At 61.5% G+C, this 18,814-nt stretch carries 16 protein-coding genes; 10 read left to right on the top strand and 6 right to left on the bottom strand.

The genetic code is table 11. The features are described from left to right. Positions 1–12 precede the first annotated feature (12 nt). The 4 genes from BLS27_RS01055 to BLS27_RS01040 all read right to left on the bottom strand — a co-directional run bounded on the left by BLS27_RS01055 (position 13) and on the right by BLS27_RS01040 (position 4,843). Positions 13–1,434, bottom strand: coding sequence for a DUF1329 domain-containing protein (locus BLS27_RS01055; RefSeq protein ID WP_003257183.1), 1,422 nt, complete (start codon positions 1,432–1,434; stop codon positions 13–15). 392 nt (positions 1,435–1,826) lie between these two features. Next, entirely contained in the window at positions 1,827–2,534 is a 708-nt protein-coding gene (locus BLS27_RS01050) for a hypothetical protein (RefSeq protein WP_015270445.1), read from the bottom strand. Between the two features lie 17 nt (positions 2,535–2,551). Then, positions 2,552–3,919: an NAD(P)/FAD-dependent oxidoreductase gene (locus tag BLS27_RS01045; protein ID WP_090342465.1), complete on the bottom strand. Its 1,368-nt coding sequence runs from the start codon at positions 3,917–3,919 to the stop codon at positions 2,552–2,554. Between the two features lie 36 nt (positions 3,920–3,955). Further along, positions 3,956–4,843 (bottom strand): phytanoyl-CoA dioxygenase family protein, encoded by an 888-nt coding sequence (locus tag BLS27_RS01040; protein ID WP_015270447.1) that lies wholly within the window; start codon positions 4,841–4,843, stop codon positions 3,956–3,958. A 493-nt stretch (positions 4,844–5,336) separates the two neighbouring features. On the opposite strand from BLS27_RS01040, the gene BLS27_RS01035 reads away from it, so the two are divergent. From BLS27_RS01035 to BLS27_RS00990, 10 genes are all read left to right on the top strand, one after another. Then, positions 5,337–5,918 (top strand): TetR/AcrR family transcriptional regulator, encoded by a 582-nt coding sequence (locus tag BLS27_RS01035; protein WP_090342460.1) that lies wholly within the window; start codon positions 5,337–5,339, stop codon positions 5,916–5,918. 285 nt (positions 5,919–6,203) lie between these two features. Continuing rightward, positions 6,204–7,730 carry a flavin-containing monooxygenase gene (locus tag BLS27_RS01030; protein ID WP_090342456.1) on the top strand — a complete coding sequence of 509 codons (1,527 nt, stop codon included), beginning with the start codon at positions 6,204–6,206 and terminating at the stop codon, positions 7,728–7,730. Further along, positions 7,727–8,602 (top strand): alpha/beta fold hydrolase, encoded by an 876-nt coding sequence (locus tag BLS27_RS01025; RefSeq protein WP_003257190.1) that lies wholly within the window; start codon positions 7,727–7,729, stop codon positions 8,600–8,602. Before BLS27_RS01030 ends, BLS27_RS01025 begins: the two co-directional genes overlap by 4 nt. A 194-nt stretch (positions 8,603–8,796) precedes the next feature. After that, positions 8,797–9,954 (top strand): iron-containing alcohol dehydrogenase, encoded by a 1,158-nt coding sequence (locus tag BLS27_RS01020; RefSeq protein WP_015270450.1) that lies wholly within the window; start codon positions 8,797–8,799, stop codon positions 9,952–9,954. Positions 9,955–9,966: 12 nt separating this feature from the next. Beyond that, a complete protein-coding gene (locus BLS27_RS01015; RefSeq protein ID WP_090342452.1) occupies positions 9,967–11,298 on the top strand; it encodes an APC family permease in 1,332 nt (443 codons plus the stop codon). A gap of 79 nt (positions 11,299–11,377) precedes the next feature. After that, positions 11,378–12,802: a gamma-aminobutyraldehyde dehydrogenase gene (locus BLS27_RS01010; RefSeq protein WP_015270452.1), complete on the top strand. Its 1,425-nt coding sequence runs from the start codon at positions 11,378–11,380 to the stop codon at positions 12,800–12,802. Positions 12,803–12,847: 45 nt separating this feature from the next. Further along, positions 12,848–14,101 (top strand): aspartate aminotransferase family protein, encoded by a 1,254-nt coding sequence (locus BLS27_RS01005; RefSeq protein WP_090342448.1) that lies wholly within the window; start codon positions 12,848–12,850, stop codon positions 14,099–14,101. 96 nt (positions 14,102–14,197) lie between these two features. Continuing rightward, a complete protein-coding gene (locus BLS27_RS01000; protein ID WP_090342444.1) occupies positions 14,198–15,577 on the top strand; it encodes an aspartate aminotransferase family protein in 1,380 nt (459 codons plus the stop codon). Positions 15,578–15,631: 54 nt separating this feature from the next. Beyond that, a complete protein-coding gene (locus BLS27_RS00995) occupies positions 15,632–16,540 on the top strand; it encodes an NAD(P)-dependent oxidoreductase (RefSeq protein WP_090342441.1) in 909 nt (302 codons plus the stop codon). Between the two features lie 66 nt (positions 16,541–16,606). Beyond that, the gene (locus BLS27_RS00990) at positions 16,607–16,759 is read left to right on the top strand and encodes a hypothetical protein (RefSeq protein ID WP_043935652.1); all 153 of its coding nucleotides are present in this window, start codon (positions 16,607–16,609) and stop codon (positions 16,757–16,759) included. A 49-nt stretch (positions 16,760–16,808) separates the two neighbouring features. Here the strand turns inward: BLS27_RS00990 and BLS27_RS00985 are convergent, their stop codons facing one another. Both BLS27_RS00985 and BLS27_RS00980 read right to left on the bottom strand, forming a co-directional pair. Continuing rightward, positions 16,809–18,467 carry a cation acetate symporter gene (locus BLS27_RS00985; RefSeq protein WP_090342438.1) on the bottom strand — a complete coding sequence of 553 codons (1,659 nt, stop codon included), beginning with the start codon at positions 18,465–18,467 and terminating at the stop codon, positions 16,809–16,811. After that, positions 18,464–18,787 (bottom strand): DUF485 domain-containing protein, encoded by a 324-nt coding sequence (locus tag BLS27_RS00980; protein ID WP_015270457.1) that lies wholly within the window; start codon positions 18,785–18,787, stop codon positions 18,464–18,466. Before BLS27_RS00980 ends, BLS27_RS00985 begins: the two co-directional genes overlap by 4 nt. Positions 18,788–18,814: the final 27 nt, after the last annotated feature.

The following is an 18,814-nucleotide window of genomic DNA, read 5'->3' as shown; positions in this document are numbered from 1 at the left end:
TCTGGCGTCGGTTTAGCGCTCGCTGATGGCTCGCAGATTGTCGGAGGTGAAGAAGTCGCGCTTCAGGCGAGGGTTGCCACTGTCTTCGGTGATCCAGCGAATATCGTTCTTGCCTGCCCCGATGGAGGTCATGTCGAAGAGGTAACGACCCTCGGCCAGGTTGTACTGGACCTGGGCCTGCACGTCGCAAGCGCCGGTCTCGAACACGGGAATCGAGAACCCTTCACGCACCTTCCAGATCTGCCCTTGCTTGTCGAAGTCGACGGCCAGCAGCGGGTTCCAGCTGTCCTCGTCGATGTAGAACATGCGTTTGGGCGCTTGGTGGCGCATGCCTTGGCGAACATTGGCCTCGACGACCCAGACGCGATGCAGTTCATAGCGACGCGACTGCGGCGAGATCGAGTCGTTGCCAGCGAACGCCTCCACCTTGGCAGCGGTGTCGTAGGCACCGAAATCGTTGTAAGGCACCAGCAGTTCCTGCTTGCCGATCAGTTTCCAGTCGAAACGGTCCATGGTGCCGAAGAAGATGTTCGCCTCGTCCACGGTGTACTGGTTGTCGAGGCCGATCTGTGGCGCGTCGTAGGAATACGACGGCATGCGCCGCACGCGACGCTGACCAGGGAAGTAGTAGAAGGTCGTGGCCTGCTCGCCGGCCACAGCCGTTTGCACGGCGGATTGACCGGCCAGCGCAGCGGGCTCCAGGTAGTTGAAGAAGGTCGCGTTCTCCAGCCGGCCATAGGAAGAGAAAAGCGCGCTCCCCTTCTTGCCCCAAGGGGTCAGGAAGAAGGTGTCGGTCGACTGGCGCAACCATTCCCCGCCCTTGCGCGGAGAAATGCCTGAAATGCTCCGGGGAATTTCCACGCCGACGCCGCGATAGCGCATCTTCATGTTCCACATCACCTCGGCCCCAGTGCTGGGCATTGGGAACGGGATACCGGGTACATGGGCTTCTTCAAGGGCTACACCGGCAGCGTCGAGCTTGGCAAAGCCAACGTTTTGCCTGGTGTTCTCGATCACGAAATCCGGCGCGCTGCAGGTACGACGGGTCGGGTAGACATCCATGCGATAGCCTGGGACTTTCTTGAACAGTTCGAGCTGGCCAGGGGACAGCTTGCTCGCATGCTGTGTCACATTGTTCGCGTCGATGCTGTAGAGGGGCTTATCACCCTTGAACTTCCAGTGCTCCCCTCGTACCTGGCCGTAACTCCACCCCGCCCCCTGCTGCCCTGGCTGTGCCCAGGCCGGAATATCCCCGCTTGAACTCGCTGCGCTCTCACCGCCCAGAGGGGTCAGCTTCGAACCCAGCGCCTCAGGCTCCTGGGTCGCTGCCTGAACCGAGCAGATCGCGGTCGATACCGCGCAAGCCAGCAGCAGTTGCCTGAAAACACGGCGAGCGGACACTTCACCTTCCAGCCGTTCAGTCACTTCTTTCATTGCAGGATCCTCAACAAAGGGCTTTGACCGTGGCTCGACTTTCCAGACGGAAAACCAGCCCTGTCACATCTCATGATCAACTGACCTGATCAACCGATCATGTCGCAAGATCATGACGCAAGCCATATGCCAGAATCCTAATGAATAAATATATTCTTTTAATATCAATTAGTTAGATGATACCCCCTGCGGTGGACGCAGCGCTTTCATGCACCATCATGTGAATTATCGAAACAAGTGTTACCAAAAGATGATCGACGGCTGGGCATAACGACACCAGCTGAGGCGTGCCATTCACCCGACAACCGTACGGCGCATAAAATGCCCCCCCAAAAAAAACCGCCCCGAGGGGCGGCAAAAAAGCAGGCCGGTGGCCCGCCATGGAGTAAACGTTATCGGGAATGAACGAGCGACTGAGAGGAAACCCGCTTGGAGCGCTCAAGCGCGCCATAGGCGTAGTACAACTGCACGATCGAATAGGACCAGGTCAGGAAGGCGAAGGTCATGAAGACCATCTTCGTGTCATCGCCCGGAATCGGAAAGAAGTCATACCGCAACGCCACCGTCAGCCCCGCCGCCCCGCCCAGCACGGTAGCCAATGCATGGAACACCTCCCCGGCACGTGCCAGGCGCCACGTGAAGTAGCACAGGTACACCGTGTAGAGTGACCACATGAGCAAGTAGAAGAACGCCAATGTATCGTTGACGATGCCAGACAGGTAGTAGACGCAGGTGGCGGCAAAACCGGCCACGAACAGCAGCAGGTCTTTTGCTATAGAAGGTTTGTAACCGTGGGTAACCGCCATCAACCCCAATGTTGCGATAACAGGTACGCCCACCCCGCGCGAAAACGCATCGAGAAAAATCGCGACATTGTAATTGGCCTGCCAACCCGTCGCGATGAACGCCGTGAAGTTCGATGCGGAAATCCCCACGACCAGGAACTCCAGGCCAAGCAGATAATTCTTCCGCCTGACGAATGCCATGCCATAACCCAGCCCGCACACCACCAACAGAATGCACGAAACCAGTGCACCTAGATCTCTGAGCTCCACGATAACCGCCTCTGTAAATAATGCCGCGCCACAGCCTTGCGCCATCGAGGCGCCGGCACTGTTCAGTTTTTCAATGCACTGTCTTTGCGCACTTTTTTATCGGTCCAGGCATCCAACAACCGGGCCGCTGCAAACGCCGTGTTTATAGCGCACCATTGGAAAGGCTCCGGCAGCATGGACGGTGTCTTGTGCTGCAATGCCGAAAGCAGTGGCGGCTTTTGGCCGTTGATTCTCTGGGCGAACAGCGAGCCCATGAGCGATTGCGTCGCAAGGCCATGGCCCGAGCATCCCGCCGTATAGAAAATGTTCTGTTTCGCCCCCGTCGTGCCGATGACGGGCAGGAAGTCGTAAGCCCCACTGACATAACCGCTCCAGCAGTGCTGAATGCCAAGGCCTTGCAGACCCGGAAAACGTTGGCGCAACACCCGCGCCAACGCGGCATAGGCGCTGTAGTCCGGAATGTTGGGAGTCTTGGAACCGTAGGCATAGCCCAACTGTTTGACCGTCAACACCAGGGTGTCATGCGCCGTCAGGCGGTGGCTCTCCATCGTGTAGTGCGGGGTGATGATCCCTTCTCGCCCTTTCCATCCCAGGGCAGCCAACTGCTCCGTCGACAGGGGCTCGGTTTCGATTGCCGATACGCGAATCGGCGCCACCTTGTTGCGCAACAGTCCCACCTGAGGCGTATAGGCGTTGGTCGCCATGACCATCACGGGCGCCGTTGCAGTGCCGAACGGGGTCTTGCAAGTGATGACTTGCCCTTCACTGTAGGAAACCAACGGGGTGCGTTCGTAGAGTTTCACGCCGGCCTGGATGGCCGCACGGCGCAGGCCACCGATGTACTTCCCTGGGTTCAGGGTGCCACCGCGCTGCTCGCTGCCAAACAAAAAGGCAGGTGGGAGCCCGCGGGCGCGCATCTCGGCCTGGTCCACGAAACGGGTCACAGAGCCCAATGTGTGCCCAAGCGCCATGTTCGCGCGCAGCCGCTTTTCCTGGCCTGGATGCACGGCAGCTCGGATAACCCCCGAGGGGATGTAGTCACAATCTATACCCAACGCCGCGAAACGCCCTTCCACATACGTGACAGCCTCGTCGTAGAAACTGACGAACGTCCTGGCCTGTTCCAGCCCCACGCGCTTGACGAAGACTTCGCACTCGATTCCCATGCTGCCGAGCAGGTAACCGGCATTGCGCCCACTGGCACCGAAACCGGCGAACTCCTGCTCCAGCACGATGACGCTCGCCCCAAGGGCTGACAGCTCCAAGGCCGTCGATAAACCGGCAAACCCGGCTCCTATCACGATCACATCGGCATGCGCGTGACCTTTCAATTCAGGTTGCAGGTCGATAGGACGTTCCACCCACCCGCCGAGGCTGCGAAACCTCAGTGTTTCCGAACCGTTCCCGGCCACATTGTTCGACGCATTCATTCACTTCGCTCCAGGGAATTCTGCCAAGGGGAAGGGTTAGAAGCCTTTGCCTGGCTCGGAGAAAGACGCCATGCCCAGAAGCTCTTGTGGGTCGCGCATCTGCCCATCGATTTCAACCCAACCCAGCAGCGTGGAGCTGGCACTCCAACCCAGCAGACGTTGCAGTTGCGCAGGGAGCTGCCGAACACGCTCAACAGGAATGGACAGGAAGTGGTTTTCTTCCAGTCGCAGGAAAGCCAAGTCATACGCCATGGTCAGACCGGTGCGAGGCGTTGAGGATGTATTGGCGCCACCACCGTGGTAGACCGACCCCATCCATAGCAGCGCAGAGCCTGCCTTCATTTCGGCGGCGATTGTTTCTTCCTGCGTTGGCATGCGTTCGTCATCCCATTGATGGCTGCCGGGAATGACACGTGTCGCACCGTTCTCTTCGGTGAAGTCCGTAATGGCCAGCATGATTTGCAGCCGAGCCTCACGACCATATTGCGGATGCCGCCAGAGCGATGTGGCATCGTCGCGATGCAAAGGTTGCAAACCCTGGCCTGGGCCGATCTGGATAGCCTGGGTAATGCTGAGTTGGATATCCGGCTCGATCTCGACGCGGTCGCTTCCGACCCAGACATGGGTAGGTGTTTGCAAGATCTTTCTGGCGGACTCGAGAAACAACGGATTCAGCGCCACCTCTACCGCCGTGTCACTTCGCCCGAGAATTCGGGCGACGCGGCGTGTCTGGGTGCCGGCAAAGTAAGGGTCCATACCGCAAGGCGTGACACTCAAAAAGGTGTCCAACTCCTCGGTCAGGGCCTTCAAGGTGCCTTCCGAGACAAAGTTGGAAATGATTACGGCACCGTCACGCTTGATGATTTCCACTACCTGCTCGACCGGTGTGTCGCTGCTGACCGTCGAAAGTTTCCGTGTATCCATTTGCGCATTTACCTGTGTGCTTTGAGTCATTGTTTGTCAGCGGATCTGGGCCCAGGGCCCGGCTACAAGTTGCCGTAGGCACCCTGCGCTCACCTGTCGCGAGCGCCGAAAATCCGGCACTACCGACAAGAGCGATCGACTGATCAACCGACATGATCACTTGATCAAGTCTTACGACCAAAGCAATTCACGTGCCGTTTTCCTGACCCGCGCCAGCGTCCACGGAAATTCAGGGGCGAGCGCCTGGCCTGCCGATGCACAGTGATACTGGCGTTCCCAAATCGGTGCCTCCCCGTGTTCGCCCGGCACGCCATATTGTGTATTAACGAAACACTTGTTATCTAAAGTTTCCCAGGGAAGGCGTCGCGCAGACCGCCCCCTGACGCTCAATCGCATCGACGCATGGATTGGGAAACAACCATGCGTTAGCATTCGTCCCCGCCGAGGCCAGACCCGATGGCTGGCGGCAATACCGAAGAGGGAGAAATGCCCAATGGCTCGAATAGGCGCTGAATTGCGCAGACAAGACTTTATTGAAGCCACCGTGAAAGTGATCGCGGAACATGGAATAGCCAACGCCACCACTCGCCGTATCGCGGCCGAGGCGAATTCGCCACTGGCTTCGTTGCACTACGTCTTCCATACCAAGGACGAGTTGTTCTATGCGGTCTATGAGTCCTTGATCAACATGCCGCAACAGTCGTTGCAGGACGTACCCACAGGCGCCACGGCGGCAGAGTCGGTGGGGGAAATGCTGCGCCAGCTCGTCAAATGGTTCACCGCCCACCCTGACCTGGCGACCACACAGTTCGAGCTCTTCTTCTGGAACCTGCGCAACAACCCGGCCATGGCAACCAAGATCTATACCGTATCCGTCGAAGCGACCAAGCAAGCCATCGAAAAGGTCACTGGCCCCGGGCTGGACCAGGCCAGGCTGACCACCATCAGCCGCTTGCTCATCAACCTGTTCGACGGCCTGTTGCTGGCTTGGTCCGCCCATGGCGACCGGGAACGCTTGGAAGCCGAGACCGAAACCGCCTGCCAAGCTGTAAAACTGCTGGTGGCCAGTTACTGATCAAGGTTCGAATGCGCCGTGCTTCAGTACGGCGCGATCGGTACTGACTAGCCATCAACCTGGCTTACCTTCCCGCCTTTCTCATACCGGGCGACTGCCCCAGCCTGCCCCCTCCTTGCCTCTCCCTTTCTTGAGAGAACTGCCCCCGCGTCTGGTGCAAATCATCCCAAACCAATAGAAACCTGGTGCATTTCGCACCTTGATCCGCCTGCGTTGCCAATCCTATTCTTGCCAAACGATCAAGTCATTTGACCAAGTCTCTATAACACAACAATAGGAGGCGACATGTCCTCTCACACTGCTCTTCCGGTTGAGCCGCTCGATATTTTGATCATGGGAGCCGGTGTGTCTGGCATTGGTGCGGCAGCCTACCTGCGGCGTCATCAGCCGCACAAACGATTTGCGATTCTCGAGTCCCGCGAACGAATGGGCGGCACCTGGGACCTGTTCCGCTACCCTGGCATTCGCTCCGACTCGGACCTGTACACCTTCGGTTTCGACTTCAAGCCCTGGACCAAGGCAAAGTCCCTGGCGGACGCCGCAGACATTCTCGAATACCTGCGAGAAGCCATCGACGAATATGAACTGGCGTCCTTCATCCAGTACCGGCAGAAAGTCGTTTCGGCGAACTGGCAGAGCGATAAAGGGCTCTGGGCAGTGAGCGTCGAGGATGGTCACACGGCAGAAACCCGCATCATCGAGTGCCGCTGGTTGTTCAGTGCAGGCGGTTACTACCGCTATGACCAAGGGTTCAGCCCACGCTTCGAGGGCACGGAGGCGTTCAAGGGACAGATCATTCATCCCCAGCACTGGCCGGAAAACCTGGACTACACGGGCAAGCGTGTCGTCGTCATCGGCAGCGGTGCAACGGCGGTAACCTTGATTCCAGCGATGGCGGACAAGGTCGCCAGCATCACCATGCTGCAGCGCACCCCTTCCTACATCATCAACCAGCCCGCCAAAGACTCCGTTGCAGCGTTTCTGCGCAAAATCCTGCCTGCGCAAACCGCCTATTCCCTGACACGCTACAAGAACGCCAAGATCACCCTGGCTTTCTGGGCATTCTGCCAACGCTTCCCCAAGCTTTCGAAAAAGCTGCTGCTGTGGCTGACCCGCAAGGAATTGCCCAAAGACTACCCGGTCGACGTACATTTCAACCCGCCCTACAACCCCTGGGACCAGCGCTTGTGTTCGGTCCCCGAAGGCGATCTGTTCAAAGCCATCAGCGCAGGCAAAGCCGACATCGTCACCGATCACATCGAGCGGTTCACCGAGTCCGGAGTATTGCTCAAATCGGGCAAGACACTGAAGGCCGACATCATCGTCACCGCCACGGGGCTGAACGTACAGCTGTTCGGCGGCATCACCCTGCACAAGGACGGCCGACCGGTGATACTCAGCGAAACCCTGGCCTATAAAGGCATGATGCTCTCTGGTGTGCCCAATTTCGCCTTTGCCGTGGGCTACACCAACTCGTCCTGGACCTTGAAAGTGTGCCTGCTGTGCGATCATTTCTGTCGCCTGCTGGGCTTCATGGACAAACAGGGCCACAACGTCTGCGAACCCAAGGCGCCAGCCGGTATCGAAACCCGCCCCTTGCTGGACTTTGGCGCCGGCTACGTGCAACGCGCCTTGGACAGCATGCCGCGCCAAGGGCCGCGTGAGCCCTGGGTGATGTCGATGGACTACTTCCGCGACGTCAAACTGCTGCGTCAGGGCAACGTTGCCGACAAGTGCCTCTCGTTCACCACAGTGCCCAACGCGCCTTTGCACGCTGGTGTCATGCTGCAGCAACAAGGTAGCCGTCGATGAGCGCCGATCGCTTCTGCGAGCTACCGGGGGAGCGCAAGCTCTGCTATCGCACTCACGGCGATGACGACGCCCCGGCGGTCCTGCTCATCGTCGGCCTGGGGCTGCAATTGACCTACTGGCCGCAACCGATCATCGCCGGCCTGGTCGAGCGCGGGTTCCGCGTCATCACGCTGGACAACCGTGACTCGGGCCGATCGTTCTTCACCGACGTGGTACCTCCCACGGCCATGCAGCAGTTCCTGCGCAAGCGCACTCCCGGCTATGACCTGGGCGACATGGCCAACGACGTGATCGGGCTCATGAACGGCCTGAACCTGGAAACGGCGCACGTGGTGGGGATGTCGATGGGCGGCATGATCGCCCAGACCCTCGCGGCCCGGTACCCCGAGCGCGTCAGGACGCTCACTTCGATCTTCTCGACCACCGGCTCGCTGCGCGTCGGCCAGCCCGCGCTCAAAGCCCTTTTCCAACTACTGCGCCGCCCGCCGCGCAACCAGCAGGAAAGCGTTCGGGACTACGTGGACATCATGCGACTGATCGGCTCGCCCCTCGAATGCGACGAGCAAGCCCTGCGCAACTACGCCACGCAGGCCTGGGAGCGCGGCGGCGGCGAGGTGAGCAACCTCGGCACCGCCCGGCAGATCGGCGCCATCATCAACTCTGGAGACCGCACCCAGGAGCTGCAGCGGGTTCGCTGCAGCACGCTGGTCATCCACGGGGACAAAGACCTCATGGTCGCGACCACCGGAGGCTTCGCCACGGCCGCGGCGATTCGCCAGTCGAGCCTGGTGCTGTTGCCTGGGATGGGGCATGACTTCCCAACGTGCCTGTCGGGCACACTGCTTTCCCTGCTGGCAGGGCACATGCGCTAACACCGTTTCCATTTAGGGGCGGATTGCTTGGCCGCCCCTCTTTTTATTCCACCAGAGGTTTCTCGCAACAGGCTTAACCCAAACCCAAAACAACAACATTCCAGTTTCAAGCACACCTGAGCCGCGACGACGGCCTGGCGCGATGCTCCTCCACTGCCCGTTCAACAACGACAACAACTGAGCAAGAGGTACGTATGGAATTCAAGTTCTTACTCCCCACCAAAGTCGTGATGGAGCCAGGCCTGCGTGAGCGCACTGGCGAGCATCTGCGTGAATTGGGGCTCAAGCACGTTCTGATCGTCACGGATGCCGGGGTCAAGGCCGCCGGGCTGCTGAACAGCGTTTACGCCAGCCTGGAAAGGTCGGGCATTTCGTTCGACGAAATCGCGGACGTGAAGGCGAACCCTCGCAGCGAAGACATCAACCGCGCGGCACAGCTGTACCGCGGCAAAGGTATCCAGGGCCTCCTGGCCATCGGCGGCGGCAGCGCGATGGACGCGGCCAAGGCCATCAGCCTGCTGCTGACCCACGAGGGCCGGATCGAAGACTACGAGGGTTCTTTCACCCTTAAGCATGCCATTCCGCCTATCGTCGCCATCCCGACCACCGCCGGCACCGGCAGTGAAGTGACCTGCTTCGCGGTGATCACCGACACCGTCCGCCATTTCAAGATGAGCGTCCAGGATTACCGGGTCGGGCCCGTTTTGGCACTGCTCGACGCCCATATTCTCGACACGCTGCCTTCGTCGATTGCCGCCGCAACCGGCATGGATGCCCTCACCCACGCCATCGAAGCCTACACCGGTCGCATGGCGAACCCGATCAGCGACGGCCTGGCGCTGCACGCCATCCGCCTGATCAGCCAACACCTCAAGCCCGCCGTGCTGGAGCCTGGCAACCTGCACGCCCGCCAGCAGATGCTGGTGGCTAGTCTGATCGCCGGCATGGCCTTCGGGAACGCCGACGTCGGCAGCGTGCACTGCATCTCCGAAGCCATCGGTGGCATGTACGACACACCGCACGGCGTGGGCAACGCGATCTTCCTGCCCTTCGTGTTCGGTCACAACCGCGATGCCGACATCACCCGCCACGCCCAGGTCGCCTATGCGCTCGGGATCGACCCCAACCTCTCGCCGGCCGAGGCCGCCGAGGCCGCTGTCGGTTACCTGTTCCAGATGAGCAAGGATCTGGGCATCCCCCGCTTCGCCGAGGTGAAGGGCGTGCGCGAGGAAGACTTCCTGACCATCGCTGAAAAGTCGAAGAAAAACTTCTCCGACGCCAGCAATGCCAAGGAAATGACCGTCGAGACCTACCGTGAAATCGTCGCCACTGCTTACCACTTCGTAGCGTGAGGGATGTCAGTCATGAGCGAATCAATCCCTAGCGCTTCGCTGAAGCGCACCCTGGGTCCGTTTTCCGTACTGCTGTTCGGCCTGGCGTTCCTGGCGCCGTTGATCGTCTTCGGCACCTATGGCGTGATTACCCAGGCCAGCGGCAACACCACGGCGATGGCCTACCTGATCGCGGCGACCGGCGTGGTGTTCACGGCGTTGAGCTATGGCCGGCTGGTCAGGGTGTTCCCGGTGGCCGGTTCAGCCTACACCTATACCCGCAAGATGCTGAGCGCGAACCTCGGTTTCATGGTGGGCTGGGCCGCCCTTCTCGATTACTTCTTCATCCCCATGCTGATCTGGCTGCTCGGTGCCAGCTACCTCAACATGGCGTTTCCAGAAGTGCCGCAGTGGGTGTGGATCATCGGGTTCATCGTCTCCACCTCGCTGCTGAACGTGCTGGGCATCCAGGTTGCCAACCGTTTCAACGTGCTGTTGATGGTCGCGCAACTGGCCATCATCGTCGTGTTCATCGGCCTGTGCGTGCACTACATTGTCGCGGCCAACGGCCCTGGCGGGCTGTTGTCGGCCAAGCCGTTCTTCAACCAGAACGTGCCCTTCGCCACCAGCATGGCCGGCGCCGCCATCGCCGCGTACTCGTTCCTGGGCTTTGACGCGCTGTCCACGCTCAGCGAGGAAACCCGCGACCCGGGCCGCACACTGCCGCGCGCCATCCTGCTGGTCGCGTTGATCGGCGGCTCGGTCTACGTCGGCTCCTCGTACTTCATGTACCTGGCGCACCCCTCCCCCACATTCGAGTTCGTGGACGGGGCTGCCTTCGAGATAGCCCGCATGATCGGCGGCGACCTGTTCTTCGTCGTGGTCCTGGCGGGGATCATCATCGCCCACTTCGCCGCAGGCATGTCATTCCAGGCCAGCGTGGGCCGGCTGCTGTACGCCCTCGGCCGGGACAACCAACTGCCACGCAAGCTATTCGGGGCCTTGCATCCTCGTTACAAGACCCCGGTCTTCAACATCCTGCTCTGCGGCATTTTCGGCACCGCAGGTTTTGGCCTGACGATCGCCACCGCGACGTCCCTGGTCAATTTCGGCGCTTTTCTAGCCTTCACCGCCGTCAACCTCTGCGCGTTGCGGCTCACCTTTGACGCACGCGTCAAGGACGGGGCCGGCCTGCTGCGCGGCGTGCTTTTCCCACTCATCGGCCTGGTCACGGCCGGCTGGATGCTGGCCAGCCTGGATAAAGACGCACTGATCATGGGTTGTAGCTGGCTCGCCCTGGGCGCGGTTTACCTCGCCTGCCGGACCAGCTTCTTCCGCAACCCAGTGCCTGACGCGCTGGCGTAGCGGCCACCTTCCAATCGAATGCCCTGACGACAACCACAAGGCAAGGCCATGGCCTTGCCGTTCAATGGCGAGAATCGACATGCAAACCAAACTCTTGATCAACGGTGCCCTGGTGGCCGGCGAAGGCGAAAACCTCGACGTGTACAACCCGTCCCTGGGCAGCGTCCTGGTACAGACCACCGAAGCCAGCCGTGCCCAGGTCCATGCCGCGGTGCAAAGCGCGGATGCGGCCTTCGACGCCTGGTCGCAAACGCCGCCCAAGGACCGCGCGGCACTGCTGCTCAAGCTCGCTGACAGCATCGACGCCCAGGCGCCGGTGTTTGCCCGCCTGGAGGCAGACAACTGCGGCAAGCCGTTCACCGCCGTGTTGCAGGATGAACTGCCTGCCGTATCCGACGTGTTCCGCTTCTTTGCCGGTGCCGTGCGCTGCCTGCAGGGCTCGGCGGCGGGCGAGTACATCCCGGGCCACACCTCGATGATCCGCCGCGACCCGGTGGGCGTGGTCGCCTCCATCGCGCCGTGGAACTACCCCCTGCTGATGGCAGCCTGGAAACTGGGCCCAGCCTTGGCCGGCGGCAACACCGTCGTGCTCAAGCCGTCGGAACACACGCCGATGAGCACCTTGAAACTGGGCGAGTTGCTCGCCGACATCTTCCCCGCCGGTGTGGTCAACATCGTGCACGGTCGCGGCGCCTCGGTGGGTGAGCCGCTGACCAGCCACCCCCAGGTACGCATGGTGTCGCTGACCGGCTCCGTGCGCACCGGCAGCCGTATCATCGAAGGCACCGCCGACAGCGTCAAACGCATGCACATGGAGCTCGGTGGCAAGGCACCGGTGTTGATCTTCGACGATGCCGACATCGACGCCGCCGTCGAAGGCATCCGCGCCTTCGGCTTCTACAACGCCGGCCAGGACTGCACCGCCGCATGCCGCCTCTATGTGCAGAAGGCGGTGTACCCGGAGTTCGTGCGCAAGCTCGGCGAAGCCGTGTCCAGCATCAAGTGCGGGCTTCAGGATGACCCGGCGACCGAGATGGGCCCGCTGATCACCCAAGAGCACCTGGAGCGTGTCGAGGGCTTCGTGAACCGTGCCAAGGAACTGCCTCACATTGAGGTGGTCACCGGCGGCAAGCGCGCTGCGGGCGGCGGCTTCTTCTTCGAGCCGACGGTCCTGGCCGGCGCTACGCAGGAGGACGAGGTGGTGTGCCGTGAAATCTTCGGCCCGGTGGTGACGGTTTCGCCATTCGAAGACGAAGCCCAGGCACTGGCATGGGCCAATGAATCGGACTACGGCCTGGCCTCGTCGGTATGGACCGCCGATGTGGGTCGCGCCCATCGCCTGGCCGCTCGCCTGCAATACGGCTGCACCTGGGTCAACACCCACTTCATGCTGGTGAGCGAAATGCCCCATGGTGGCGTGAAGCTGTCCGGCTACGGCAAGGACCTGTCGATGTACGGGTTGGAAGACTACACCGTGGTTCGCCACGTGATGTTCAAGCACTGACCGCCCACGACCCAGATAGCCCAGATCATTTTTCAAGAGGTTTGCATGAACAACATCGAGACATTCGAAAGGCTCGAGTCCAACGTGCGGATGTACTGCCGTGACTTGCCGCTGGTGTTCGATACCGCCCAAGGCAGCAAGATCCGAGGTGAAGACGGCCGCGAGTACCTGGACTTCTTCGCTGGCGCCGGCGCCCTGAACTATGGCCACAACGACCCGCGCATGCGCGATGCCTTGATCGCGTATCTGTCGTCCAACGGCGTGACCCACGCCCTCGACCTGCACACCACCACCAAGCGCCAGTTTCTCGAAGCGATCGAGCGCGACCTGTTCAAGCCACGCGGCTGGGACTACAAGGTGCAGTTCACCGGCCCGACCGGTGCCGACGCTGTCGAGGCGGCGTTGAAGCTGGCGCGCAAGGCGACGGGGCGTACCAAGGTCGTCTCGTTCTATGGGGCTTACCACGGCATGACCGCCGGCGCCTTGGCCGTCACCGGCAACCGCACTCGCCGTGGCCCTGGGCTTTCCACCGATGTGGTGTTCGTGCCGTACGAAGACAGCCCCTACGGCGAATTCGACAGCATTGGCTTCCTCGAGCGCCTGGCCAACGACCAGGGCAGCGGCTCGGAGCTACCGGCGGCGGTGATCGTCGAGTCCGTGCAGATCCAGGCCGGCGTCTACCCGGCTTCCAACGAATGGCTGCAACGCTTGCGCAAGTGGACCAGCGATCACGGCGTGTTGCTCATCTGCGACGAAATCCAGGCCGGCTGCGGGCGCACCGGCGACTTCTTCGGCTTCGAGCGCTCCGGGGTGGTGCCAGACCTGATCACCTGCGCCAAATCGATCGGCGGCTTCGGCCTGCCGATGGCGATCGTGTTGATTCGCGCCGGGCTGGATGTGTGGCAACCGGGCGATCACATCGGCACCTTCCGCGGCAATCAACTGGCCTTCTTGACGGCCCAGATCGCGCTCGGCTATTGGCGCGATGAGTCGTTCCTGAAGTTGCTGGCCACCAACTGCGCGGCCATGGAGCGCGCGGTCGCCGGTTTCGCGGAAACTCCTGGCGTCGCCTCCGCGCGCTGTCGCGGCATGATCGCCGGCATCGACTTCGGTCGCGGCAACGTCGCATTCGCCAAGGATGCCCAGCAGCGTGTGCTGCAGGCGGGTGTGCTGGTCGACCGCTGCGGCCCGAACGGCGAAATCATCAAGCTGATGCCACCGGTGAACACCCCGACCGACCAGCTCGAAGAAGGCCTGAAAGCCTTCGGCGAATCGGTCGCGGCAGCGTTTAGCCAGTAACTGCACGGGCCTGCGGTGCGGCCTGTATCGATACAGCGCCGCATGCAGGCTCATCGCGTGCAGTCGACAACCCGTCCGTGGCAGGAAATCACACCAATGAGCAACGTCACTTCAACCATCCAGAATGACTTGGCTTCATTCATACACCCCAACACCAACCTGGCGCAGCACCAGGAAATCGGCCCCCTCGTGATCGCCGGCGGCGACGGCGTGCGGGTCTTCGATGAGCAAGGCAACGCCTACATCGAGGCGATGTCGGGCCTGTGGAGCGTTGCCTTGGGCTTCAGTGAAAAGCGCCTGGTCGACGCCGCCGTCGAGCAGTTCAGGCAACTGCCCTACTACCACAGCTTCAGCCACAAGACCAACGCCCCGGCGGCGGCGCTCGCCGCCAAGCTGGCCGAGCTGGCGCCGGGCGACCTGAACCATGTTTTCTTCACCAATTCAGGCTCCGAAGCCAACGACTCGGTGGTGAAGATGCTCTGGTACGTGAACAACGCGCTGGGCAAACCGCACAAGAAGAAATTCATCTCTCGCCAGCAGGCCTATCACGGCGCCACCATCGCTGCCGGGAGCCTGACCGGCATCCCCTCGATTCATCGCGACTTCGACCTGCCGGCCATCCCGGTTCACCATCTGACGTGCCCGAACTTCTACCGGTTCGCCCGGCCAGGGGAAACGCAGGAAGCCTTTTCGGCCCGCCTGGCGAACGAACTGGAGCGCTACATCCTCGCCGAAGGGCCGGAAAGCATTGCCGCCTTCGTCGGCGAACCGGTGATCGCAGCGGGCGGCGTGATCCCTCCTCCCACTGGCTACTGGGCGGCGATCCAGACAGTGTGCAGGCGCTACGACATTCTTGTGGTGATCGACGAGATCGTCACCGGTTTTGGCAGGCTGGGCACGATGTTCGGGGCTCAGCTGTACGACATCCAGCCCGACATCATGGTGCTCTCCAAGCAGCTCACCTCTTCCTACCAGCCGCTGGCGGCCGTGGTGGTGTCCGATGCCATCAACGATGTACTGGTGAGCCAGAGCCAGCGCCTGGGGGCATTCGCCCATGGCCTGACCTGCACGGGCCACCCCGTCGCCACCGCGGTTGCGCTGGAAAACATCCGCATCATCGAAGAGCGCGACCTGGTTGGCCATGTCCAGCGCCTGGCCCCCATGTTCCAGCGCCACCTGCGCACGTTCGAAGACCACCCGCTGGTCGGCAACGTCCGAGGCGTCGGGCTGATGGGCGGGATCGAACTGGTTGCGAACAAGGCCACCGGCCAACCGTTCGCCCAGCCAGGTGCACTGGGTGACTACGTGTTCACACAGGCCCACAAGCATGGGCTGATCATTCGCGCCCTCTACGACACGATCGCGTTCTGCCCGCCGTTGATTACCACGCAGGGCGACATCGAAGCGATCTTCAGCGCCTTCGAGCGCACGTTGGCTGATGCAACGGACTGGGCCCGATCGCAGAACCTGCGGTGAGCAAAGGCTCTCCCGTGGGGCATCACATAAAACAACAATCAAGAGGCTTTGAACGTGCGCGAACAAAATGATGAAAGTTTCGAGTTTGATGTGTCCGTGGTCGGGCTCGGTGCGATGGGAACGCTCATGGCACACGCGTTGCTCAAGCAAGGCAAACGCGTGGCGATCTGGAATCGATCACCCGGCAAGGCTGCGTCGCTCGTCGCCGCTGGCGCTCACCTGTGCGACAGCGTTGAAACCGCGCTGGTTGCAAGCCCGGCCACGATCTTCGTGCTCCTGGACAACCACGCGACCCACGAGGTGCTCGGGATGCCAGGTGTGATGCATGCACTGGCCAACCGTACGATCGTCGATTACACCACCAACGCCCAGGACGAGGGACCGGCGCTTCAGGGCCTCGTCAATCGGGCGGGCGGCCATTACGTCAAAGGGATGATCGTGGCCTACCCGCGCAACGTCGGCCATCGCGAAAGCCACAGTATTCATACCGGCGATCGTGAGGCCTTCGAGCAGCACCGGTCGCTGCTTGAAGGGCTCGCCGGCCATACGGTGTTCCTTCCCTGGGGCGAAGCATTGGCCTTCGCGAGCGTGCTCCACGCCCATGCGTTTGCCGCGATGGTTGCGTTCTTCGAGGCCGTGGGTGCGAGCGAACGGTTTGGCCTGTCGGTTTCGAAGACAGCCAAGCTCCTGCTCGACACGTCACGCTTTTTCGTCGCCGACGCACTCGAGGAAGCGGCACGCCGGCTCGAAGCGCAGGATTTCGCAGGCGACCAGGCGAGGCTCGATGTACATGTAGATGCCTTCGCGCACATTGCCCAATCCCTGCATGCACAAGGGGCCTGGACGCCAGTGTTCGACGCGGTATGCCAAGTCGCGCAGCGCGCGGCATCAATGGGCTATGGCAACCAGGACATTGCAGCCATCACCCTGTCATTCGCCCACGACAAAGCGCCCGGGCACTAACCGCGTGATACTGGCCTTTCGGATCGAACCTAAAGACAACAACAATAAAAATCGCTGGAGGATCATATGCGCCGATTTGGTTTTCTACTGGCCGTGTTGACGCTGGCCGTTTTCCTGAGTGCCCTGCTTGCCCCCAGGCCTTCTCTCGTCAACCGAGCGGCGGCGCAGCGCATGGGGCATCCGATCACCAGCATCGGCGAGATTTTCAGGGGGTATTAACGAGGTTTCACCTGGCCGCTGGCACGCATCCGCCAGCGGCCGCAGGTAATCAATGATCGACCGCACCGCTGGCACCAAGGCCGGTCTGGCCCCTTACGAACTGGTCGGCGAACGCCGCCCTTTCTGCCTTGGCTCGCGCAGTCCGGTCTAGCCGGGAAACGCCATACGCCACCGCAAACGCCAGCGGCATGGAGAACAGCGCAGGCTGGGTATAAGGGAACAGCGGCTCGGCAAAGTGCAACACATCCACCCACACGAGCTTGGAAAACACCACGAAGCCCATGGCGCTGACCAACCCCACGTAGCCACCGGCCAACGCGCCGCGCGTGGTCAACCCCGACCAGAACATCGACAGGAACAGCACCGGGAAGTTGGCCGAAGCGGCGATGCCAAAGGCCAGCGCGACCATGAAGGCCACGTTGATGTTTTCGAACACGATGCCCAGGGCTATCGCCACCAGGCCAAGGCCCAGGGTCGCCAGCTTGGTCACCCGCAGCTCCTGGGCCTCGCTGGCCGCGCCTTTCATGATCACCCGCGCATACAGGTCATGGGCGATGGCGGACGCCCCGGCCAGGGCCAGGCCTGACACCACGGCCAGGATGGTGGCGAAGGTCACGGCAGACAAAAAGCCCAGCAGCAGGTTGCCGCCTACAGCCTGGGCCAGGTGCATGACCACCATGTTGCCCCCGCCCACCAGCTTGCCACCCACCTGCCCGCCTTCGAAGAACTGCGGCTGCTGGCTGACGATCACGATCGACGCCAGGCCCAGCAGGAAAATGACATTGAAGAAGTAGCCGATGAACCCGGTGGCATAGAGCACCGACTTGCGTGCCTCCCGGGCATCGCTGACGGTGAAGAAGCGCATCAGGATATGCGGCAGCCCGGCGGTGCCGAACACCAGCCCCAGGCTCAGCGACAGCGCTGTCAATGGGTCAGCCAGCAGGCTGCCGGGCGCCAGCAGGCGCTCGCCCAGGGCATGGGTGTGCATGGCCTTGCTGACCAGGGTGTCATAGCTAAAGTCGAATTCGCGCATCGCCAGGAACAGCACCACGGAGCCGCCCACCAGCAGCAGGAATGCCTTGATGATCTGCACCCAGGTGGTCGCCACCATGCCGCCGAAGGTCACATACAGCATCATCAGCGCACCGACGATCACCAAGGCGATGTGATAGTCCAGGCCGAACAGCAGCCTGATCAACTGCCCGGCCCCGACCATCTGCGCCACCAGGTAGAAACACACCACGGTCAGCGAACCGATGGCGGCCATGGTGCGCACCTTGCCCTGGTCGAGGCGGTACGAAGTGATGTCAGCGAAGGTGAAGCGGCCCAGGTTGCGCAGCCGCTCGGTCATCAACAGCAGCAACACCGGCCAGCCCGCGAAGAAGGCAATGAGGTAGATGTAGCCGTCCATGCCGGAGGTGTAGATGAGCGCGGTGATCCCCAACAGCGTCGAGGCGGACATGTAGTCACCGGCCAGCGCCAGGCCATTCTGCCAGCCCAGGATGCCGCCACCGGCACTGTAGAAGTCCGCCGTCGAGCGGGTGCGCCGCGCTGCCCACCAGGTGATGCACAGGGTGAACAGCACGAACACCATGAACATGCCTATCGCATGCAGGTTGAGCGGCTGACGCTGGCCCGCGCCGAGCGCAGGCGAAGCCAACAGCAGGCCGGAGTGCAGCAACAAAGCCAGAGGCAGTAGTTTCTTCATGCGCCCCACTCCTCTTCCAGCCCGGCGACCAGCGTCTGCGTCAGGCGATCGAATTCGCCATTGGCCCGGTACACATAGAACGCCGACAGCGCACAGAAGAACACGAACAGGAAAGCGCCGGCCGCGACGCCGAAGGTCATGTTCGACCCCTCGACCAGGCGCCTGGCGATCAGCTCGGGCCAGAACGATACCAATGCGATGTAGCCATAGAACAAGGCCAGGATCAGCACGAACAGGCTCAGGGTAAAACGGTTTCTGCGCGTCACCAGTTGCTGGAACCGGGCACTGGCGCGAACGCGCGCGTATAACAGGCTGGACATGGGACACCTCGCTCAATGTACTTGTTG

The sequence above is a fragment of the Pseudomonas guariconensis genome, assembly GCF_900102675.1.
In the GTDB taxonomy this organism is placed as follows: Bacteria; Pseudomonadota; Gammaproteobacteria; order Pseudomonadales; family Pseudomonadaceae; genus Aquipseudomonas; species Aquipseudomonas guariconensis.
Note: the sequence above shows the minus strand (reverse complement) of the source record. Positions and strands in the feature narration are given on the sequence as shown.